17 protein-coding genes are annotated in these 21332 nt (G+C 69.9%); 5 read left to right on the top strand and 12 right to left on the bottom strand.

From position 1 onward, the window contains the following. Nucleotides 1-81 precede the first annotated feature (81 nt). Nucleotides 82-912 carry an arylamine N-acetyltransferase family protein gene (locus tag GQ57_RS09080; protein WP_034197684.1) on the top strand — a complete coding sequence of 277 codons (831 nt, stop codon included), beginning with the start codon at nucleotides 82-84 and terminating at the stop codon, nucleotides 910-912. Between the two features lie 362 nt (nucleotides 913-1274). Here the strand turns inward: GQ57_RS09080 and GQ57_RS09075 are convergent, their stop codons facing one another. The 4 genes from GQ57_RS09075 to GQ57_RS09060 all read right to left on the bottom strand — a co-directional run bounded on the left by GQ57_RS09075 (nucleotide 1275) and on the right by GQ57_RS09060 (nucleotide 8191). After that, nucleotides 1275-6116 (bottom strand): NAD-glutamate dehydrogenase, encoded by a 4842-nt coding sequence (locus GQ57_RS09075; protein WP_034197683.1) that lies wholly within the window; start codon nucleotides 6114-6116, stop codon nucleotides 1275-1277. 190 nt (nucleotides 6117-6306) lie between these two features. Next, nucleotides 6307-6495 (bottom strand): 4-oxalocrotonate tautomerase, encoded by a 189-nt coding sequence (locus GQ57_RS09070; RefSeq protein WP_006487223.1) that lies wholly within the window; start codon nucleotides 6493-6495, stop codon nucleotides 6307-6309. 51 nt (nucleotides 6496-6546) lie between these two features. Beyond that, the gene (locus GQ57_RS09065; protein WP_034197682.1) at nucleotides 6547-7323 is read right to left on the bottom strand and encodes a class II aldolase/adducin family protein; all 777 of its coding nucleotides are present in this window, start codon (nucleotides 7321-7323) and stop codon (nucleotides 6547-6549) included. Next, nucleotides 7298-8191 carry an urea transporter gene (locus GQ57_RS09060; RefSeq protein ID WP_034197681.1) on the bottom strand — a complete coding sequence of 298 codons (894 nt, stop codon included), beginning with the start codon at nucleotides 8189-8191 and terminating at the stop codon, nucleotides 7298-7300. The genes GQ57_RS09065 and GQ57_RS09060 overlap by 26 nt, the downstream gene beginning before the upstream one ends. A gap of 268 nt (nucleotides 8192-8459) precedes the next feature. On the opposite strand from GQ57_RS09060, the gene GQ57_RS09055 reads away from it, so the two are divergent. Next, nucleotides 8460-9020 (top strand): putative glycolipid-binding domain-containing protein, encoded by a 561-nt coding sequence (locus GQ57_RS09055; RefSeq protein ID WP_031403086.1) that lies wholly within the window; start codon nucleotides 8460-8462, stop codon nucleotides 9018-9020. Here the strand turns inward: GQ57_RS09055 and GQ57_RS09050 are convergent. The 5 genes from GQ57_RS09050 to GQ57_RS09030 all read right to left on the bottom strand — a co-directional run bounded on the left by GQ57_RS09050 (nucleotide 8975) and on the right by GQ57_RS09030 (nucleotide 14254). Further along, on the bottom strand, nucleotides 8975-9892 hold the full coding sequence (locus tag GQ57_RS09050; protein WP_034197680.1) for an alpha/beta fold hydrolase: 918 nt from the start codon (nucleotides 9890-9892) through the stop codon (nucleotides 8975-8977). The two genes, GQ57_RS09055 and GQ57_RS09050, sit on opposite strands and share 46 nt — an antisense overlap. Nucleotides 9893-9896: 4 nt before the next feature. Further along, the gene (locus GQ57_RS09045) at nucleotides 9897-10802 is read right to left on the bottom strand and encodes a metal-dependent hydrolase (protein WP_031403088.1); all 906 of its coding nucleotides are present in this window, start codon (nucleotides 10800-10802) and stop codon (nucleotides 9897-9899) included. Continuing rightward, complete coding sequence (locus GQ57_RS09040) at nucleotides 10799-11734, bottom strand: SDR family NAD(P)-dependent oxidoreductase (protein WP_034197679.1); 936 nt, start codon at nucleotides 11732-11734, stop codon at nucleotides 10799-10801. Before GQ57_RS09040 ends, GQ57_RS09045 begins: the two co-directional genes overlap by 4 nt. Before the next feature lie 21 nt (nucleotides 11735-11755). Continuing rightward, nucleotides 11756-13336 carry a flavin-containing monooxygenase gene (locus GQ57_RS09035; protein ID WP_031403090.1) on the bottom strand — a complete coding sequence of 527 codons (1581 nt, stop codon included), beginning with the start codon at nucleotides 13334-13336 and terminating at the stop codon, nucleotides 11756-11758. Nucleotides 13337-13582: 246 nt separating this feature from the next. Continuing rightward, a complete protein-coding gene (locus GQ57_RS09030) occupies nucleotides 13583-14254 on the bottom strand; it encodes a lysoplasmalogenase (protein WP_031403091.1) in 672 nt (223 codons plus the stop codon). A 388-nt stretch (nucleotides 14255-14642) separates the two neighbouring features. Between GQ57_RS09030 and speB the strand changes: the two genes are divergently transcribed. Further along, entirely contained in the window at nucleotides 14643-15611 is a 969-nt protein-coding gene (gene speB, locus GQ57_RS09025) for an agmatinase (protein WP_034197678.1), read from the top strand. A 40-nt stretch (nucleotides 15612-15651) separates the two neighbouring features. Here the strand turns inward: speB and GQ57_RS09020 are convergent, their stop codons facing one another. Beyond that, nucleotides 15652-16947 carry a citrate synthase family protein gene (locus tag GQ57_RS09020; RefSeq protein WP_034197677.1) on the bottom strand — a complete coding sequence of 432 codons (1296 nt, stop codon included), beginning with the start codon at nucleotides 16945-16947 and terminating at the stop codon, nucleotides 15652-15654. 103 nt (nucleotides 16948-17050) lie between these two features. Here GQ57_RS09020 and GQ57_RS09015 point away from each other — a divergent pair, with 103 nt between their 5' ends. Together GQ57_RS09015 and GQ57_RS09010 are read left to right on the top strand one after the other, a co-directional pair. Then, nucleotides 17051-18484: a CoA transferase gene (locus tag GQ57_RS09015; RefSeq protein WP_052001179.1), complete on the top strand. Its 1434-nt coding sequence runs from the start codon at nucleotides 17051-17053 to the stop codon at nucleotides 18482-18484. 9 nt (nucleotides 18485-18493) lie between these two features. Next, complete coding sequence (locus tag GQ57_RS09010) at nucleotides 18494-19264, top strand: SDR family oxidoreductase (RefSeq protein WP_034197676.1); 771 nt, start codon at nucleotides 18494-18496, stop codon at nucleotides 19262-19264. A gap of 111 nt (nucleotides 19265-19375) precedes the next feature. Here GQ57_RS09010 and GQ57_RS09005 read toward each other — a convergent pair whose 3' ends face one another. Both GQ57_RS09005 and GQ57_RS09000 read right to left on the bottom strand, forming a co-directional pair. Next, nucleotides 19376-20356, bottom strand: coding sequence for a sulfonate ABC transporter substrate-binding protein (locus tag GQ57_RS09005; protein WP_034197675.1), 981 nt, complete (start codon nucleotides 20354-20356; stop codon nucleotides 19376-19378). Between the two features lie 124 nt (nucleotides 20357-20480). After that, nucleotides 20481-21329, bottom strand: coding sequence for a MerR family transcriptional regulator (locus tag GQ57_RS09000; RefSeq protein WP_031403097.1), 849 nt, complete (start codon nucleotides 21327-21329; stop codon nucleotides 20481-20483). Nucleotides 21330-21332 lie beyond the last annotated feature (3 nt).

Below are 21332 nucleotides of genomic sequence, written 5' to 3'. Positions count from 1 at the left end.
CGACGCCCAACCTTCACCCCGTGCAACATGGGGGCGGCGCGCGATGCTATCGTGGCGTGTCCCTTATTTCGGTGCAGGTTCATGACTGACTCGTTCGACCTCTCGCGCTATTTCTCCCGCATCGGCTACGACGGCCCGGCCGAGCCCACGCTCGACGTGCTGCGCCGGCTGCATCTGCTGCACCCGCAGGCGATTCCGTTCGAAAACCTCAACCCGCTGACCGGTGCGCGCGTCGCGCTCGACCTGCCCGCGATCGTCGACAAGGTGCTCGCGCATCGCCGCGGCGGCTATTGTTTCGAACTCAACAAGCTGTTCTACGCCGCGCTCACGACGATCGGCTTTCGCGTGACGCCGCTGATCGCGCGCGTGCGCTGGATGCTGCCGCCGGAAGCGACGTCCGCGCATACGCACATGCTGCTGCGGGTCGACCTCGACGGCGCGGCGTGGCTCGCGGACATCGGCTTCGGCAGCGCGACGCTGACCGCGCCGCTGCGTTTCGTGCCGGACGAGCCGCAAGCGACGCCGCACGGCACGTTCCGCATCGCCGCCGCGCCGGTCGACGGCGAATTCGACGTGCAGCTCGAGACGCCCGACGGCTGGCAGACCACCTACCGCTTCCAGCCGAAGCGGGCCGAATGGATCGATTACGACGCCGCGAACTGGTTCACGTCGACGTATCCCCAATCGATCTTCCTGCACAACCTGATCGCGTGCCGCGTGCTGCCCGACGGCCGCGCCGCGTTGCGCAACACCACGCTGACGATTCGCGATGCGACGGGCGCCGGGCGCGCCGTCACGTTCGACGATGCGGCCGCGTGGGGCGCGTGCCTGCGCGATACGATCGGCGTCGACACGACGGGATTCGACCTCGACGCGCTGTTTGCGCGGCTGGCCGCGCGCGCCGCGACCTAGCGCGGACGTACGCGCGACGGTGGAGCACGGCCCGCGCGCGGGCGGTGCAGCTTCACGCCGTGCCGGCCCGGCTTGGCGTTGTGCATGACCGTCTTCGAAGTCGATCCGCTCGCGCCACAGGCATGCAAGCGGCGCGGCCCGATCGAGTGCGGCTTCGGCATGCCCGACCGGTTGCGGTTGACGCCGATGGATGTCGGCGCGAAGCGGTCGTGGCGCTTGCGCGCGAGGTGCGGCTTCGCGCAAGCCGGGCAGGCGCCGGCGGCGCGAACTGACGCGCCGCTATTTCGCCGATCGCACCAACGGCCTGCGACCGCCGAACCACGCGGAAGCGCCGCCGGCCGCGGCGGTCCGAACCGTCGCCGTCACGCGCGTTCGAGCACGGCCATTTCCCGCACGACCACCAGCAGCACCGCGAGGCTTGCGCCGCCCGATGCGCGCAGGTCCGCGAGCAGGTGCGCGTAGCGGTCCAGCGCGGTTTCGCGGCGCGCGCGCCACGCGCCGACGATCGGGTCCGGCGCCGTCGAATCCGGCGATTCCGCGAGCGCGCTCGTCGTGAGCGTGCGCTTCAGGCGCGCGACTTCGGCGAGCGCGGCCGCGCGCGCCAGCATGTCCCAGTGCGTGGGCGTGGGCAGCGTCGCCGCGCGTTCGCCGATCCATCCGTAATTGAGCAGCGTGCCGAGCGAGAAATACACGCCGGCGACGAGTTCGAGGCTGCGGTTGCAGGTCGCGGCCACCTCGGCGATGTCGAGCAGCGCGGCCGAGAGGTCGCCGCTCGCGACGCGCAGCGCGAGCGCGCCGTCGACGCCGGCGTCGACCAGCACGCGCTGCCGCCCGGACAGCGCGTCGAGATCGTCGGCCGGCAGCAGCGACGGCAGTTGCGGCGCGAGCCGCTGCGCCGCTTCGCGGCAGCGCGCGATCAGCCCGGCGACGCCGCCGTCGGCCGCCGCGCCGGATTGCAGGTGCCGCAGGAACCACAGCGCCGCGCGCTCCAGCAGTTGGGCGACGTCGACGAACATGCGCGCCTGCACGTCGTCGGCGACGCGGTTGTCGAGCGCGTCGATGTCGCGCCACACCGCATCGAGGTCGAACACGTCGCGCGCCATGATGCAGGCGCGCACGATGTCGCCCGGTCGCGCATCGGTCTCCTCCATCAGCCGGTGCACGAACGCGCAGCCGACGCGGTTCACGAGCGCGTTGGTCAGGTGCGTCGCGAGTATCTCGCGGCGCAGCGGATGGCGGCGCATCGGTTCGCTGAAGCGCTGCTGCAGCGGCGTCGGGAAGTAGTCGACGAGCATCGCGGCCACCAGCGGATCCTCCGGCACGTCGGATTCGAGCAGCGCGTCGTACAGCCACATCTTGCTGTACGCGAGCAGCACCGCGCGTTCCGGCGACGTGAGGCCAAGCTTCGCGGCCTGGCGCTCGGCCAGCTCGTCGTCGGTCGGCAGGAATTCGATCACGCGGTTCAGGCGGCCCGCGCGTTCGAGCCAGCGCATCAGGCGCGCCTCGGTATCGAGCAGCGCGACCGAATGGCGGCCGGCGATCGACAGCGCCTGCGTCTGGTAGTAGTTGTCGCGCAGCACGAGCAGCCCGACTTCGTCGGTCATCTCCGCGAGCAGCGCGTTGCGCTGCTTTTCGGTCATCTCGCCGTCGGAGACGACGAGCCCGAGCAGGATCTTGATGTTGACTTCGTGATCCGAACAATCGACGCCCGCCGAGTTGTCGATCGCGTCGGTGTTGATGCGGCCGCCGCGCTGCGCGAACTCGATGCGGCCGAACTGCGTGCAGCCCAGGTTGCCGCCTTCGCCGACGACCTTGCAGCGCAGCTCCGCGCCGTTTACGCGCACCGCGTCGTTCGCGCGGTCGCCGACCTGCAGGTGGGTTTCGCGCGCGGCCTTCACGTAGGTGCCGATGCCGCCGTTGTACAGCAGGTCGACCGGCGCCTGCAGGATCGCGCGGATCAGCTCGGTCGGCGGCAGCGCATGCGCGTCGATGCCGAGCGCGGCCTGCACGGCCGGCGACAGCGGAATCGTCTTCGCGGTGCGCGGATACACGCCGCCGCCCGCCGAGATCGCGGCCGGATCGTAGTCGGCCCAGCTCGAGCGTTCGAGCGCGAACAGGCGCTCGCGCTCCGCGAAGCTCGTCGCGGGATCGGGGTTCGGATCGAGGAACACGTGCCGGTGATCGAACGCGGCGACGAGCCGGATATGCGGCGACAGCAGCATGCCGTTGCCGAACACGTCGCCCGACATGTCGCCGACGCCGACCACGGTGAAATCGGTCGTCTGCGTATCGATGCCCATTTCGCGGAAGTGCCGCTTCACCGATTCCCACGCGCCGCGCGCGGTGATCGCCATCTTCTTGTGGTCGTAGCCGACCGAGCCGCCGGACGCGAACGCGTCGTCGAGCCAGAAGCCGTATTCGCGCGAGATCGCGTTCGCGTAGTCGGAGAAGGTGGCCGTGCCCTTGTCGGCGGCGACGACCAGGTACGGATCGTCGGGGTCGTGGCGGACCACGCCGGGCGGCGGCACGATCGTGCTGCCGGCCAGGTTGTCGGTCAGGTCGAGCAGGCCGCGCAGGAAGGTCTGGTAGCACGCGATGCCTTCGCGCATCCACGCTTCGCGATCGCTCGGCGGCGGCGGGTTCTTCACGACGAAGCCGCCTTTCGAGCCGACCGGCACGATCACGACGTTCTTTACCATCTGCGCCTTCATCAGCCCGAGCACCTCGGTGCGGAAATCCTCGCGCCGGTCCGACCAGCGCAGGCCGCCGCGTGCGACGCGCCCGCCGCGCAGGTGCACGCCCTCGACGCGCGGCGAGTACACCCAGATCTCGAACATCGGCTTCGGTTCGGGCAGGCCCGGCACTTTCGCCGGGTCGAACTTGAACGACAGGTAGGGCTTCGATTCGCCGTTCGCATCGAGCAGGAAGTAGTTCGTGCGCTCGGTCGCGCTGATCACGCCGAGGAACTGCCGCAGGATGCGGTCCTCGTCGAGGTTCGGCACCTGGTCGAGCGCGCCCTCGATGGCCTTCAGCAGCCGCTCGGCCTGCACGTCGCGCGTGTCGCCGGTGGCCGGGTCGAAGCGCAGCAGGAACAGCGCGACGAGCTGCCGCGCGATCGCCGGGTTGCCGGTCAGCGCACGTTCGATATACGCGTCGCTGAAGGTCGAGCCGACCTGCCGCAGATACTTCGCATAGGCGCGCAGGATCGTCACTTCGCGCGCGCTCAGCTGCGCGCGCAGCACGAGCCGGTTGAAGTCGTCGTTCTCGATCCGGCCGCTCCAGATCCGGTCGAACGCATCCTCGAACAGGTCCTTCACGCGCTCGATGTCGAATTCGGTATCGTCGGCGAGTTCGAGGCCGAAGTCGTGCACCCACGCATGGGTGGCGTCCTGCGTCTGGATCCGGTAGGGCCGCTCCTCGTCGACGCGCACGCCGAGGTGTTCGAGCATCGGCAGGCTGCGCGACAGCGCGATCGGGTCGCCCGCGCGATACACCTTGAAGCGGAATGCGCGGGGCTCGGCCTCGATCGGCCGGTACAGGTTCATCGCGAGCTGGCCCGACGCCTTCACGCGCTCGATCAGCTCGATGTCGCGCACGGCGGTGCGCGCCGGATAGTCGTCGCGATAGCCGGCCGGGAACGAGTCGGCGTAGCGCTGCAGCAGGCGGTTGCCCTGCTCCTCGCCGAAGGTGTCGAGCAGCGCGCCGGCGAGATCGTCCTGCCAGCGGCGCGTCACCTGCACGAGCCGCGTTTCGAGCTCGCGCGTGTCGACGTCGGGCATCGTGCCCGGTTCCGCATGGACCACGAAATGAATGCGCGCGATCGCCGATTCCGACAGCAGCGGCGTGAATTCGACGTTCACGCCGTTGTACGCGTCGACCAGCAGCTTCGCGATGCGCCGGCGCAGGTCGGTGTTGTACTTGTCGCGCGGCACGAACACGAGGCACGACACGAAGCGGTCGAACCGGTCGCGCCGCACGAACAGCCGGGTGCGCTGGTGTTCCTGCAGCCGCAGGATGCCGAGCGCGATGTCGTAGAGCTGGTCTTCGTCGGCCTGGAACAGCTCGTCGCGCGGATAGGTTTCGAGCACCGTCACGAGCGACTTGCCGAGATGCCCCTTCGGCAGGAAGCCCGCGCGCTGCACGATGTTCGCGCATTTGCGGCGCACGATCGGGATATCCGCATACGAGCCGAAATAGGCCGTCGACGTGTAGAGCCCGATGAAGCGGCGCTCGCCGGTGACCTTGCCGTCCGCGCCGACGAGTTTCACGCCGACGTAGTCGAGGTAGCCGGGCCGGTGCACGGTCGCGCGCGAATTCGCCTTGGTCAGGAAGATCGGCCACGCGCCGGTGATGATGGCGGCGGCGGCCGGCGGCAGCGGCGTGACGTCGGGCGCGCCCGACGTGCGCAGCGATTCGCGCAGGATGCCGAGGCCCGAGCCCTCGATGCCGCGCAGGCCGAAGCCCGTGCCGTCCGATACCAGCGCGTAGTCGCGCTGGCCGAGGAACGTGAAGTGATCGGCGGTCATCCATTCGAGGAACGCGCGCGCCTCGAGGTCTTCCGCGCTCGATTCGCGCGCCTTCATCTCCTTGATCGTCGCGCGGGCGATCTCGACGATGCCCGGCCAGTCTTCCACCGAGGCGCGCACGTCGCCGAGCACGCGCGCGATGTCGTCGCGCAGCGTGTCGAGCAGCGCGGCGTCGCCGCAGCGGTCGACTTCGAAATGGATGAACGAGGCAAGCCGCGACTGGCCGTCGCCGGGCGTCGCGCCGCCCGCGTCGACGCGCTCGATGCCGCCGCCCGCGCCGCGCCAGATGCGGAACACCGGGTGCAGCGCCGAATGCAGCGCGAGCCCGAGACGGTTGACGGCCATCGTCACCGAGTCGACGAGGAACGGCATGTCGTCGTTGACGATCTCGATCACCGTATGGTCGGAGTGCCAGCCGTGCTGTTCGAGGATCGGGTTGTACACGCGCAGCCGTTCGCTGCCGGGGACGAATTTCTGGGCGGTTTGCCAGTGCGCCATCGCGGCGCCGTAGAGATCGGCGATGCTGCGGTCCTGCAGATCGTCGGCGTCGACGAAATCGTAGTAGTGACGCAGGAACGGTTCGACGATCCGGAACGTGGTTTCGGGCAGACGCCCGCGTGCGAATTCGACGACGTCGGAGAGCAGGTGTGCGACGACTTCCTCGTTCTTCGCTTCCATGGCGGTCTCCTCGTCGGGTGGCCATCGGCTGCTGCGTCTGTCGGGCATTATGCGCCGATTGCGCGACAAAGCGATGTGCGGGGCACCACGAGGGCGGCACGGCGAGCCCGTATGCGGCGCCTGTCGCGGGCGCCGCGGCGCATGCCCCGGCGCAGGGCCGGCAGCGTCGCGGCGACGCCGCCCGGGGCGTTCAGCGCTCGTCGCTCCACAGCTTGCCGGCCGTCGCCCAGTTCTCCTTCTTTACGTCGGTGAGAATGATGTCGACCGAGCCCGGCGCGCAGCCGAGCGTCTCGCACGTGACGCGCGTGATGGCCTCGACGAAGGCGCGCTTCTGGTCGACGGTGCGGCCTTCGAACAGCTGGATATTGAAAGTCGGCATGGTAATGCTCCGGTTGGGGTTGAACGATTCGGCGGGAGGTGGATCGCGGCGTCAGTCGCGATAGGACGGATCGAGCCGGTCGAGCCGGCGCAGCAGCGCCGGCCATTCCAGTTCGCCTTCGATCGCGCCGCCGTCGCGCAGTTGTTCGGCCGTGCGCCGCGCGACGGCGGGCTCGGGCAGCACGAGGGGCCCGCCGCCTGCCTGCGCGCGGATCTGGATGTCGCACGCCTTGATCAGCGTATCCATCAGCACATAGGCTTCGGCCACGGTGCGGCCGACCGTCAGCGTACCGTGGTTGCGCAGCAGCATCGCGGATTGCGCGCCGAGGCTCGCCGTCAGCCGCGCGCCTTCGGCCGGCGAGAACGCGAGCGCTTCGTAGTCGTGGTACGCGAGGTCGCCGTGAAACCGCAGCGCGTGCTGCGACGCGGGCAGCAAGCCGTCGCGCTGGATCGACACGGCGATGCCGGCGGTATTGTGCAGATGCATCACGCACACGGCGTCGGCGCGGGCGGCGTGAACGGCCGCGTGCAGCGCGAAGCCCGTCACGTTCACCGCATGGTCGCCGTCGCCGATGCGGTTGCCGGCCAGGTCGATCTTCACGAGGTTCGATGCGCGGACCTCGTCGAACGCGAGGCCGAACGGGTTGATCAGGAAGTGGCCGGGCTCGCCGGGCACGGTCGCGGAGAGGTGCGTGTAGATCAGGTCGTCCCAGCCGTTCAGCGCGACGAGCCGATAGGCGGCGGCGAGATCGACGCGCAGCCGGCGCTCGGCGTCCGAGACCGGGCCGCCGGGTTTCACGGTGTCAGGACGGTGTGCGAATGACGACATCGGGTTCTCCGAGGGTGAAGCGGCGCGCGACGGCGACGGTTAGCCACGACGCGAGCGCGAACGGGGCCGTGAACGCGGGGATGCCCGCGCGCGTCGCGAGCCACTGGATCAGGGCGGCGAGCGCGGCGGCCGTGAACGCCGCGCGCGGGCCGCGCGCACTCAGCGCGAGTGCGGCGAGCGCGCCGTTGAAGCCGAGCAGCCCGCCGGCGAACGACGGGTCGTTCGCGCCGAGCGCGACCAGCAGCACGGTCGACACGAGCGCGCCGCCAAGCGCGATCGCGGCCGCGCGGCGCGATGCGGCGGCGATGCCCGCGACGATCAGCGCGCCGGCCCATGCGCCTTGCGCGAAGGTGGTCTGCGCGACGCCCGACAGCAGCGCGTCGGCCGCGGCAGCCGGCGTCAGCTCGGGCCCGGCCGTCACGCCGCCGGCATGCTGCAGCGCGACAAACGGCAGCCACAGCGCGGTGACGGCGAGGCAGGGGCTCGAATACGGGCATTGGCGCCAGCGGGCGAGCGGCCCCCGCATCGCGCGCTGCACCAGAGCCGCGCCGATCGCGGCCGGCACGACCAGCACGACGGCGGTGAGCGCGGCGGGCGCGTACAGCACGACGATCAGCGCGGCGAGCGCGCCGTTGAAGCCGTGCAACCCCTGTTCGACGTCGCGGCGTTCGGCGCCGGTCAGCACGGCGGTCATGCTGGCGGCGGCGGAGCCGACCAGCGCCGCGCTCGCGAGCCGCAGGTCGGTCAGCGCCAGCGCGGCGAGCAGCAGCGCGCCGGTGAGCACATTCGCCTGCAGGACGATCTGCCCGAGGCCGCGCAGCAGGATGCGCAGGTCGACGGACGGCGGGGCGGAGCGGGCGGTAGGCATGGCGGCGACGAAACAGGACGAGCCGCGAGCATAGGACACAAAACCATGCACCGGAATAGGGAATCCTGGATAGTCGGGATTTGTCTCCGGTGCGCCGGATGGGGGCATGCTGATGCGGGCGGCCGCGTCGGCGTTGCCGGCGCCTGGCCGGTTCGATCCGCAAATCGGCCAGGCGCCGGTCTTTTCGCGCCAGTGTGCGCCGGCCAGCCGTTTCGTTCGGCAATCTGTGCGACGATGCCCCGCATCGGGGCAACCAGGAGACGAAACGATGCGTGAAGTGCGGTGGGCGTCGCTCGAGGGCGACGGAGTCGAACATCTGACGTTCGACCGGAGCGGCGACGGGATCGTCGTCGAAAGCGCGGTGGTCGGCCAGCGATACGGCCGCGGATACGGGCTCGCGTATCGCGTCGAGTGCGATCCGCACTGGCGCGTGACGCGTGCGGTGCTCAAGGTGATGGGCGGCGGCACGCTCGAACTGCGCGGCGACGGCGCCGGCCACTGGCGCGACGGCGCGGGCCTCGCGCTGCCGGAGCTCGACGGCTGCATCGACATCGACATCGCGGCGACGCCGTTCACGAATTCGCTGCCGATCGGCCGCCTCGGGCTCGCGCGCGGGGAGCGGCGGCCGATCGACGTCGTGTACATCTCGACGCCGGACCTGAAGGTCGCGCCGGTCAGGCAGGCCTACACGTGCATCGAGCCGGGCCGGCGCTACCGCTACGAAGGGATCTTCCGCGATTTCACGGCCGAGATGGATATCGACGACGACGGGCTCGTCGTCGATTACGAGACGCTGTTCAGACGCCTGCCCGCGCCGACGGAAGGCTGAACCCGGGCCGCGGCGGGGGCGGCGGCCGGCCGCGCGTGCGCGGACGCGAAGCGGTCGATCCGCGCCGCGATCAGGTCGGGGTGGCGCAGCACGATCCAGTGCGTGCCGTCGATTTCCTCGCGCACGTGCTCGCCGAGCCAGCGGTCGAGGTCGACCGACATCTCGGGCGTCACGTAGCGATCGTGCACCGGCACCAGCAACTGCACCGGCGCCTGCGCGTATCGCTCGCGCGGCTTGCGCGCCCGCGCGAGGAAGTTCGCGCGGTAGAGCTGCATGCCGTTCAGCGCATTCTTCAGTTGTACGGGATCGCGCTCGGCGCGCACGCGTTCGGTGAGCTGCAGCCAGCGCGGCCACAAGGCCGCGCCGCCGAGCCGCCACACCAGCGACGGCACGAGCGGCAGGTGGAAGAACGCGATGTACCACGACTTCAGGCTCTGCCTGAGCCGCATCTTCGCGCGAAACACGTGATCGAGGCACGGGCCGGAGATCGACGTGTACGACGCGATCCGGCCGCGGAACGCGGGGTCGGTCACGGCCTCCCAGCACTGGATCGAGCCCCAGTCGTGGCCGACGAGGTGGAACGGCTGGTCGCCGCAGGTCGCGTCGGCCACCGCCTTCAGGTCGTCGGCGAGGCGCGCGAGCGTGTAGTCGGCGCGGCGGCGCGGCGCGTCGGACGCGCCGGCGCCGCGCACGTCGTAGGCGATCACGCGGTAGCGCTTCGCGAGCCGCGCGCGGATCGGCGCCCACACGGCCGCCGAATCGGGGTAGCCGTGCACGAGGATCAGCGGCGGCGCGCGACGCGGCCCGCTGACGTAGACGGCGAGTTTCACGTCGCCGGACGGGACGGTCAGCATCGCGTGGGGGCGCGTCATGGCGTCATGCCTGCGCAACCGGGTGCAGCGGCACGCGGCGCGGGGCCGCCTGCGCCGCATAGCGCGCGTTGGTCGCGTCGATGTTCGCGAGCAGCGTGTCGAGCCCCTGCAGGTACTGGTGGTTGTCGTGATCCCACGGGTGGAAGCCCGGGCGGAAGTAGTCGAGCCATTCGCGCGCGATGCTCGGGAACACCCCGTGCTTCGGGCCGTACAGGTACTTCACGAGGCGCCACATGCCGCCGAACCGGCCGTGTTCGCGACGGTGCGCGCGCATCAGGCGCACGTGGAAGTCGAACACGATCAGCCAGAAGAACACGGTCGTCGTCAGCATCGTGCCCGTGCGCAGCAGGTAGCTGCCGAGACCCGGCTTCATCACGGTGGTCCATACGTCGTACGACACCGCCTTGTGCTCGGTTTCCTCCATCGCGTGCCACATCCACATCTGCTGGTAGCCTTCCACCGATCCGTCGATGCGGTGCTCGTGACCCGACAGCAGCTGGTTCGCGAGGATCGCCGTGTAGTGCTCGAGCGCGATCGTGATCGCGAGCTGCATCGAGTGCGGCAGCACCTTCTTGAACCAGCCGAGGATCGTCCAGAGGCGCTTGTCGAGCTTGTGCGCGGGCAGGCCCGACGCCTGCAGCAGGTCGTTGTATTCGATGTGCTCGCGGGTGTGCATCGCTTCCTGCCCGATGAAGCCGAGCACCTGCTTCTTCAGTTCGGGGTCCTCGATCCGGTCGCGGTAGTTGCGCACCGAATCCATGAAGAAGCGTTCGCCGGCCGGGAACAGCAGCGACAGCGCGTTCATGAAGTGCGTGACCGGCACGCCCTGCACGTGCCAGTCGCGTGCGCGTTCGGGGGGCAGCGCGAAACGGATGTCGCGCCGCACGGGCATCATGTTGGGGGTCGTCACGATTGTTCTCCTCCCTGGTTGCCTGCATTGTTGTAGGTGGCGTGCAGCGGGGCGGGCGCCGGCGTGCCGCGCGCGGCATGGCGGCGGGCCTTCGCGGCCTCGCGGCGCGTCGCGAGCACGACGAGCGCCTGGTATGCGGCCGGCAGGATGCGCGCCATCCAGTCCGCCCCCTTCGCGTCGCGGCCGATCAGCACGCGGCGCTTGTTCCTGCGCACGCCGGCAAGGATCGTGCGCGCGGCGTCGTCGGCGGTCGTGATGAAGAACTTCTCGAAGCTGTCCTTGCCCTGCTGTTCGCTCTCGACGATGAAGCCGACCATGTTCTTCGCGACGCGGCTCGATTGCGCGATGTTCGTGCGGATGCCGCCCGGATGCACGCAGGTGGCCGACACGCCGCACTTCATCATGTCGAGTTCCTGGCGCAGCGATTCGGTGAAGCCGCGCACCGCGAACTTGGTCGCGTTGTAGCCGCTCATGCCCGGCTGCGCGAAGATCCCGAAGATGCTCGACGTGTTGATCACGTGGCCTTCGCCCGAGGCTTTCAGGTGCGGCAGGAACGCCTTCGTGCCGTGCACCACGCCCCAGAAGTTGATGTTCACGATCCACTCGAGATCGCTGTATTCCATCCCCTCGATCGTGCTCGACAGCGCGACGCCCGCGTTGTTGAAGATCAGGTTGACCTTGCCGTGTTCCCGCGCGGTCTCGTCGGCCCACGCGAACATCGCGTCGCGGTCGCCGACGTCGAGCACGCGCGTCGACACGCGCACGTTCGGCGCGATCGCGCGGACGATCCGTTCGGTTTCCGCCAGACCGACGCCGTTCTTGTCGGCGAGCGATACGTGGCAGCCGGCCTGCGCGAGCTGGATCGCGAGCGAGCGGCCCATGCCCGAGCCCGCGCCCGTGATCGCGGCGACCTTGTTGGCGAAATCTCTCATGTCGGTTGCTCCTTGTCTGGCTCAGGCCGCTTCGGCGGAAGTGGAGGCGGAAGCGGCGGGCGCGGCGACGGGCCGCGCGGCCGTGTCGTGCGGGGCGCGATACGCGTGGTAATCGGCGATCGAGAAATGCGCGGTCGCCTGGCGGAAGCGCCACGTGAAGCCCGGCCACAGCGTCGTGTTCTTGCCGGTGCGCGGATCGAGGTACCAGCTCTTGCAGCCGCCCGTCGACCAGATCGCCTTTTTCAGCTTGCCCTGCAGGTCGCTGTTGAACTGCGCCTCGACGAGCGGGCGCACCTCGATCGCATCCGCGCGCTCGCGGCGCATCGCCCGCAGCGCACCGAGGATGTATTCGATCTGCGACTCGATCATGAACACCATCGAGTTGTGGCCGAGGCCCGTGTTCGGGCCGACGATCATGAAGAGGTTCGGGTAGCCGGGCAGCGTCGAGCCGAGATACGCGTGTGCGCCGTCGCGCCAGGCGTCGACGATGTCGAGCCCGCCGCGCCCGACGATCGCGCCGCGCGGGAACGGATCGGCGACCTGGAAGCCGGTGCCGTAGATCAGGCAGTCGACTTCATGACGCCGGCCGTCGGTCGTCACGACCGCGTCGGCCTCGATATGGTCGATGCCGGTGGTGATCACGTCGACGTTCTTGCGCGACAGCGCGGGGTAGTAGTCGTTCGAGATCAGCACGCGCTTGCAGCCGAGCGTGTAGTCCGGCGTGACGGCCCGGCGCAGTTCCGGATCCGGAATCTGCTTGCGGATGTGGCGCAGCGCGAGCTTCTGCACGTTCTTCATCAGCGAAGGATGGATCGCGAAGCCGAGCACGCGCGATTCGAGCATCCAGTAGATGCTGCTGCGCACGACCTTCTGCGTGAACGGCAGCGTGCGGAACAGCCACTTCTCGAGCCCGGTCAGGTTGCGGTCGGGCTTCGGCATGATCCACGGCGGCGTGCGCTGGAACAGCGCGAGCGTCTTCACGCGCGGCGCGATCTGCGGCACGAACTGGATCGCGCTCGCACCGGTGCCGATCACCGCGACGCGCTTGCCTTCGAGCGCGTAGTCGTGATCCCACTGCTGGGAATGGAACGCGCGGCCCTTGAAATGCTCGACGCCGGGAATCGACGGCAGCGCGGCGCGCGACAGGCCGCCCATCCCCGACACCAGCACGCGCGCGGACAGCCGCTTGCCGTTCGCGAACGTGAGGCGCCAGCGCTGCGCGGCCTCGTCGTACTCGGCGCGCTGCAGTTCGTGGTTCAGGCGCAGGTGCGCGCCGATCCCGAAGCGCTGCACGCAGTCTTCCAGGTACGCGCGGATCTCCGGCTGCGGCGCGAACATGCGCGTCCAGCGCGGGTTCGGCGCGAACGAGAACGAGTAGACGTGCGATTGCACGTCGCATGCACACCCGGGGTAATGATTGTCGCGCCACGTGCCGCCGACCGACGCGGCCTTCTCCAGGACGACGAAGTCGGTCACGCCTGTCTGACGCAGGCGGATCGCCATCCCGAGGCCGGCGAAGCCGGTGCCGATGATGGCGATGTCGATGGTTTCGTCCAGGCCGTCGTGGCCGGGCGGACCGAAAGGCAACGTGCGAGCATTCATCCGGGTGTCTCCGATTTGGCTCATTTTTTAATGTTACATTGGTTGATGTAACGATAGTGGGTGAACCCGGAAACCGCAAGAGGCTAGAAGCGGTGCTCTAAGGGCCGGAAGCCAGGCGGGGAAAGGCTGAGCGGGGTTTGGAACGGGCCGGTTTCCGCATCGCGGGATGCGCGGGAAGGGCCGTCTACAGGGCGAGAGCGGGAGCGGACCAGGCCGCCGGCGCGCGGCGGCCTGTTTGAAACGGTATCAGGGACGGATCGCCTGGGCAGCGGTCTCATGGAAAACCCCGGCGACGATCGTGACCTGGGCGAGCGCATAGAGGCCCCAGATCAGGTAGTCGATGCCGGGAAAGCCGCCGAGGAAGCGGCCGACGCCGATCAGCGTGTCGGAGCCGACGAAGATCAGGCTGCCGACGGCCACCAGCGGGCCGCGCGTGCGGGCCGCGAGCGCGAAGCTCGCCATCGCGCACAGCACGAGCATGTAGACGGCGACCGGCGCGAGCAGCGGGCCGAGGTGCGGCAGGAAGGCCAGATAGAACGCCGGCGCGGCGATCCACAGCCCGACGAGCGCGACGACGCGCCAGCCGTGCGGCCGCGCGCGCCAGCGCATGAAGATCGCGCAATAGCACAGGTGCGTGAGCAGGAACGCGCCGAGGCCGAGGACGAACGACAGCGGCCAGTCGGGCAGCGCGAGCAGCACGTCGCCGAGCACCGCCGTCACGAGCGCCGCGCACAGCCACGTGCGCTCGCGCGCCGCGCCGCAGGCGCTGCCCGCCGCGAGCAGCAGGATGCCCATCGCGGCTTTTGCGGCGGCCTGGCCGGGATAGGGCGCCGCGGCGAGCGAGAGCCCGTACAGCAGCGCGGCGACGACGGCGAGCGGCCAGAGCCGGCGGTAGGGAGCGGGATGCGTGGCGATCAAGGCGGGTGTCTCCGGATTGTTGTCGTGTGTTCTGCGGCTGACGGCGCGCCGTCGGCGGCGCGGCTGCGGCCATTATCCGGAAGAAAGGGCGCGCGGAAACCGGCGAATCCTTCTAGCGCGCGTTCGCGCCCCGGGCGCGGCGGTGCGTTGCGGGCGGGCGTTGCCGATGCGTCTGCCCCGGCCGAACCGGGGCAACGCCGCCATTTCGGCTTGCTATCATCGCCGCGTATCGACGTTGTTCCGCCCGGCCGCGCTACAGGGTTCGCAGGCCGGCGCGGCGGCCGCGCCCGGTCACGGCGTGCCGCCGCGTATTCAATGAATCCGTGCCGGTCCGGCCCGCGCATCCGGCGCGGCGGCGGGCCGGCTCCCCAACGAATACAGGTTCGACATGACCGAACTGCTTCACGGCGACGGCGCGATCCGTCGCACGACGCCATACGGCTCCTCGATCGAAAACACCTATGCGGGCGTGCTGTCGTTCATGCGTCGCAATTATTCGCGCGCGCTCGACGGCGTCGATGTCGCGATCTCCGGCGTGCCGCTCGATCTCGCGACGACCTACCGCTCCGGCGCGCGGCTCGGCCCGGCCGCGATTCGCGCGGCGAGCGTGCAGCTCGCCGAGCTCAACCCGTATCCGTGGGGTTTCAACCCGTTCGACGATCTCGCGGCCGTCGATTACGGCGATTGCTGGTTCGACGCGCACAACCCGCTGACGATCAAGCCCGCGATCGTCGAGCATGCGCGCACGATCCTGCGCTCGGGCGCGAAGATGCTGACGCTCGGCGGCGACCACTACATCACGTATCCGCTGCTGGTCGCGCACGCGGAGCGCTACGGCAGGCCGCTGTCGCTGATCCATTTCGACGCGCATTGCGACACATGGGCCGACGACGATCCGGACAGCCTCAATCACGGCACGATGTTCTACAAGGCGGTGAAGGAAGGGCTGATCGATCCCGCGACGTCGGTGCAGGTGGGCATCCGGACGTGGAACGACGATTTTCTCGGCATCGAGCGGCTGGACGCGGCGTGGGTGCACGACCACGGCGCGCGCGCGGCGGTCGAGCGGATCGTCGATATCGTCGGCGCGCGGCCCGCGTATCTGACGTTCGATATCGACTGCCTCGATCCGGCGTTCGCGCCGGGTACGGGGACGCCGGTGGCGGGCGGGTTGTCGTCCGCGCAGGCGCTCGCGATCGTGCGCGCGCTCGGCGCGGTGAACCTGGTCGGCGCGGACGTGGTCGAGGTCGCGCCCGCGTACGACCACGCGGACATCACGGCGATCGCCGCCGCGCATGTCGCGTGCGACCTGCTGTGCCTGTGGCGGCAGAGGAAAGTGGCGGGGACGCGGAAGTAAGCGGGCTCGCGCGTGCCGCGTGCCGGCATCGTCTGGAATGCTATCGACGCCTGAAAAAAGCGGCGAGCATGTCGTCGTCCGGCGCCGCACGCGGCGATGTCTGCCGCTTGCCGGATCGTCCGCGCGGCTGCGGGCGATCCGGCCCGGCGTCGTTGCCTTCGGGGCGCGCGCCCGTATAGACCGCGCGCGGCCTGATGAGATCGGCCTGCTCGCGCTGCTCCAGCCCGTGCGCGATCCAGCCGATCGAGCGGCCCAGCGCGAACAGGCCGAACGCGGCGCCGACGGGAAGGCGCAAGTGCCGGCGCAACGCCGCCAGCGCGAGATCCACTGACGGCTTCTGGCCGACCAGCGCGCTTCCGGCATCGATCATCCGTTTCCATTGAGGATGACGCGGCAGCATGCGCGACAACAGGTACGTCGCGCGCACGTCGCCGTCGGGGTAGAGCGAATGTCCGAAGCCCGGCAAGCCGTCCCCCCTGGCGAGCCGCTCGCGCATTTTCTGTTCGATATCCTTATTGCCGAGTTCGTCCCACAGCGCTTCGACGCGCGCGGTGGTGGCGCCGTGCCGCTCGCCCGACAGGCCGGCGAGGCCGCCGACCACGACGGCCCGCACGCTGGCGTTCGTCGAGGCGATGCATCGGCCCGTGAAGCTCGATGCGTTCAGTTCGTGGTCCGCGCACAGCACGAGCGCCATCCTGATCAGCTCGGCGCCCGCGGGCCCCACGCCCCAGGCCCGCGCGCATTGCACATGGATGGGCGCCGTATCGATCCGGGTGCGCAGCAGGCATGCGGCGAGGATGCGGACCAGGTCGCCGCAGCCCTGCGCCTGGCGATCGGCCGCCTGTTGCCAGATCGCCGTGGGCGCGTCCTCGCTTGCGACCGCGAAGAGCGGCAGCAGCGCCTGTTCGGCGCGCTGGCCGGCGTAGTGCCGGAACAGCGTGCGCAGCACCGCGGGCGTGGCGGGCACGCGACGGCCGAACGCGGCGCCTTCGTCGCAGCGCCACAGCAGCGCGCCCACTTCCTCGAGGCTCGCCCGGGCCGCGAGATCGAGCGCATCCACCCCGCGATAGAACAGCCGGCCGCCGTCGATCAGCGTGATGCCCGATTCGAGCACGGGAGCGCCCCAGTGCAGCGCGGCCTTCGCGACTTCCTTCGGCTTGCGCCCCCGTGCGCGCTGGCCCGCGAGCCGGTCGACGTCGGCCGCGAGGTAGCGGCTTTCGCGCTGGCTGCCGCCGGGTTCCGCACGCAGCAGGCCGCGGCTGACATACGCATAAAGGGTTTGCCGCGAGACGCCGAGCCGGGCGGCGGCTTCGGTCGAATTCAGGTAGTTCGACATCGTGCGCGGAGGGAGTCGTTCGACAGGTTGATCAGGATAATCAACGTTGACAATAAAGGCGAGCGAGACGATCTTTGCCGCACCCAATTCATGCGAGGCAAACATGTCGGTCGATCGATTGTCGCGAGAGCCGGCCACGGCCGGTGAAGAGCGGGTGGCGCGCCATCTGCGGGATTTCTGGCTGGCGGCGGGCGGGCCCGATGCGTACCTCGACGCGTGCGGTTTCAGCGGATCGGGAGAGCTGATCTCCGCGTTTCACGTCACCGACCTGGCCGCCGCGGCGATCGGCGCGGCGGGAACGGCGGTGGCCGAATTGCTGCATGCGTCGTCCGGAACGTTGCCGGCGGTTCGGGTCGACCGGCGCATGGCGTCGCTGTGGTTCGGCACGTCGCTGCGGCCGCAGGGCTGGACGATGCCGCCTCTATGGGATCCGGTGGCCGGCAACTATCGGGCGCGCGATCGCTGGATCAGGCTGCACACCAATGCGCCGCATCACCGGCTGGCCGCGTTGTCCGTACTGGACTGCGCTGCCGACGCGCAATCGGTCGCGCAAGCGGTGAGCCGCTGGGACGCCGGTGCGCTCGAAACGGCGATCGTCGAACGCGGCGGGTGTGCCGCCGCGATGTACTCGGCGCAGGAATGGGCCGGGCATCCGCAGGGCAAGGCGGTCGCCACCGAACCGCTGCTGCACGTCCATGCCGCGACCGACGGCGTCGCGCATGCGTGGCGGCCGGCGGGGGACCGGCCGTTGCGCGGCATTCGCGTGCTCGATCTGACGCGCATTCTCGCCGGCCCCGTGGCGACGCGATTTCTCGCGGGCCTGGGCGCCGACGTGCTGCGCATCGATCCGTACGGCTGGGAGGAGCCGGGCGTCGTGCCCGAAGTCGTCCTCGGCAAGCGGTGCGCGCGGCTGAACCTGAAGGAGGCCGGGGATCTCGATACGCTCAGGCAATTGCTGCGCGACGCGGATATCGTCGTCCACGGTTACCGGGCGGATGCGCTGGCGCGCCTCGGTCTCGACGCCGCGCAACGGCGCGCGCTGAATCCTGCGCTGATCGACGTGTCGCTCGACGCGTACGGCTGGACCGGCGCGTGGCGTTGCCGGCGCGGCTTCGACACCCTTATTCAAATGAGCACGGGGATCGCCGAGGCGGGCATGCGCGCCGCGGGGCGTGACGAACCGCTGAACCTGCCCGTCCAGGCCGTCGATCATGCGACGGGCTACCTGATGGCGACGGCCGCCATTCGCGGGCTGACGACGCGCATGCGGGAAGGCGTCGGCACCGAAGTCCGCGCGTCGCTGGCGCGCACGGCGGCCGTGCTGGAACGGCGGTCGTCGCCCATCGACGAGGTGGTCGCGCTGGCGGCCGAAGGCCCGCAGGATCACGCGGAGCCTGTCGAGCCGACGTCGTGGGGGCCCGCGACCCGGCTGCATTCTCCCGTGCGGATCGATGGCGCGCCGCTGCGTTGGTTCCATTCGGCCCGCGCACTGGGCGCATTCGAACCCGAGTGGTTGCCGTCGAACGAGCGGCTTTGAGGAGGCGCGATGAATCAGGTGGTGGTGGTGAGTGGCGGCGGGACCGGAATCGGCCTGGCCACGGCAACGTATTTCGCCCGGCGCCGGGCGCAGGTCGTCATCGTCGGACGGCGCGCGGACGTGCTGGCGCACGCGGCCGGAGCGATCGGCGGCGCGGTTCCCGAGGCTCCCCCGGTGGTGACGCTGGCCGCCGACCTGAGCGTGCCCGAGCAGGTGGAGCGGGTCGGGGATACGCTCGGCCGGCGTTTCGGGACGCTCGACGTCGTGGTCAACGCCGCCGGCGGGCATGTGCTGCGGCAACGCCCGGCCAGTGCGTATGCGGATGGCCTGGCCGGCGTCGCACGCAGATGGACGGACAATTTCGCGCTCAACACGTTGTCGGCGGTCCTGCTGACCGAAGCGCTGGTCGACCGGTTGAGGGCGCCGGGCGGGCGGATCGTTTTCGTCAGCTCGATCGCGGCATATCGCGGCTCGGGGCAGGGCTGCTACGGGGCCGCGAAGGCGGCGCTGCACCCGTATTGTCACGATCTGGCGAAGGCGCTCGGGCCGCGCGGCATCACCGTGAACGCGGTCGCGCCGGGGTATGTGGAAGACACGGCGTTCTTCGGCACGGCGCTTTCGGACGCGCAGCGCGACGCGAAGAAGGCCGAGGCGATGAACGGCCGGGCGGCCACGCCCGCCGATATCGCCGACACCATAGGCTGGCTGGCGTCGCCCGCCGCGCGGCACGTGACCGCGCAGATCGTTCAGGTCAATGGCGGTGCGGAGCGGGGGCGTTAGCGGCGGCGCGAGGGCTGCGCGCCGCGCGTTCCGCGAATGTGTGGCGCGTGCGGGAAAAGCCGGCGGGCAGGACGCTCGCCGGCTCCGTCCGGAGCAGGTGCGCGCCGCGCGTTACTTGGCCGCCAGCGCCGAAGCCACGCGCTTGTCGCTCCACGCGTTGTCCGCCACGTTCAGCTTCTGCGGAATCAGCTTCGCGGCATGGAACGCATCGGCGACACCCTGCTGGACCGCGACGATCTTCTCGTCGATGGGCACCGCGCCGAACGGCACGCGCTTGATCCAGGCCTCGACGAGCGGCAGCGGCAGGCCGACCTTCGGTGCGATCAGCGCGGCGGTTTCGGCCGGATGCCCGTTCACCCACAGGCCCGTTTCGCGGGCCTGCTTCAGGATCGCGCCGACCAGGTCGGCGTGCTGTTCCGCGAAATCCCGGGTCGCCTCGTAGAAATTGTTCGCGGGCGTGAGGCCCGTGTAGTCGGACAGCGTGCGGATCTTCAGCGAGCTTTGCGCGGCTGCGTAGTACGGATCCCAGACGGCCCACGCGTCGACGTTGCCGCTCTCGAACGCGGCGCGCGCGTCGGCGGGCGGCAGGTACACGGGGCGGATCTCGTCGTAGCGCACGCCGGCCTTCTTCAGCGCTTCGAGCAGCAGGTAGTTCGCGCTGGAACCCTTCTGCAGCGCGACCTTCTTGCTGCGCAGGTCGGCGAGCGAGCGGACCGGCGAATCGGCCTTCACGAACACCGCTTCGTTGTGCGGCGCCGGCGGTTCCGCGCCGACGTACACGAAGCGCACGCCGGCCGCCTGCGCGAACACCGGCGGCGGCGCGCCCGTATAACCGAAGTCGATGCTGTTCGCGTTCAGCGCTTCGAGCAGTTGCGGGCCGGCCGGGAATTCGAACCACTGCACGTTGTAGCCGAGCGGCTTGAGCCGCGCCTCGAGCGAACCCTGCGCCCTGACGATCGACAGCAGGCCGGCCTTCTGATAGCCGATACGCACGACCTTGTCGGCGGCGCCTTGCGCGAAGGCCGACGTTGCGGCAAGCGCAACAAGCGTGACGGCGGCGGTGCGGGTGATCCAGCGGGTGAAACGAGTCATCGATCGAACTCCATGCGAAACGTCTTCGGGCGAGCGGCCGGCGCCGCTCGGTTGGAAGAATCGTCGCACGGACGATCGCGCCCGCAAACGAAGCATTGCCGATATGAATATGACGGCGGCGGCCCTACGCTTTGTCGCCGTCGCCTTGCGGCCCTGACGAATCGCCCGGGCCCGACTGCCGCGCGGCCTCGTCGCTGAGCTTCCTGTCGAGGATCGTCGCGACGCGGCCGCCGAGATAGGCGCTCGCCGCGGTTTCGAGCGCGCGGTTCGTCTCGCCTTCGACGAACACGGCCGCGAGCGGGCGCAGGCGCCAGATCGCGTCGACCAGCTCGGGCACGTCGGTGGCGGGCGGCAGCGTATCGGCGTCGTAGCGGTCGAGCCGCTTCACGACGAGATCCACCAGCAGCCGCGCGATCGCGTCGAAGTGCGGCCGGGCGAGGCTGATCACGTCGAGCAGCTCGCGCGGCGGGATGCCTTCCTTCGTCATCGCGGCCGCCGCCTCGAGCAGCGCGGGGCTCTTCGCGACGAACGACAGGCCGCGCCGCTCGAGCAGCCCGAGCTCGGTCACGCGCGACAGCTGGGTGGTCGCCTGCGGGCCGAACATCTGCGCGAGCGCGGCGATCGAATAGGTTTTCGGCAGTTCGTGCGACCAGCGGCCGCCGATCGCGTTCTCGAGGCCGAGGATCGAGCGCAGGTCGTGGCCTTCGTCGATCGCCTTGATCAGGTCCTGGATGTTCGACAGCGTATAGCCGCGCGCGAGCAGGTGGTTGATCAGCTTCAGGCGCGCGACGTGCGTGTCGTCGTAGATGCCGACGCGGCCGCGCTTCTCCGGCGGCGCGAGCAGCCCGCGATCCTGGTAGGCGCGGACGTTGCGCACGGTCGTGTCGGACACGCGCGCCAGCTCGTCGACCGTGTACTCGTTGCGGGCGTCCGGCGCTGCCTCGTCGGGGGTGGAAGGAGTCTGTTTTGACATGCG

Source organism: Burkholderia sp. MSh2, assembly GCF_000731655.1.
GTDB lineage: Bacteria > Pseudomonadota > Gammaproteobacteria > Burkholderiales > Burkholderiaceae > Burkholderia > Burkholderia paludis.
Note: the sequence above shows the minus strand (reverse complement) of the source record. Positions and strands in the feature narration are given on the sequence as shown.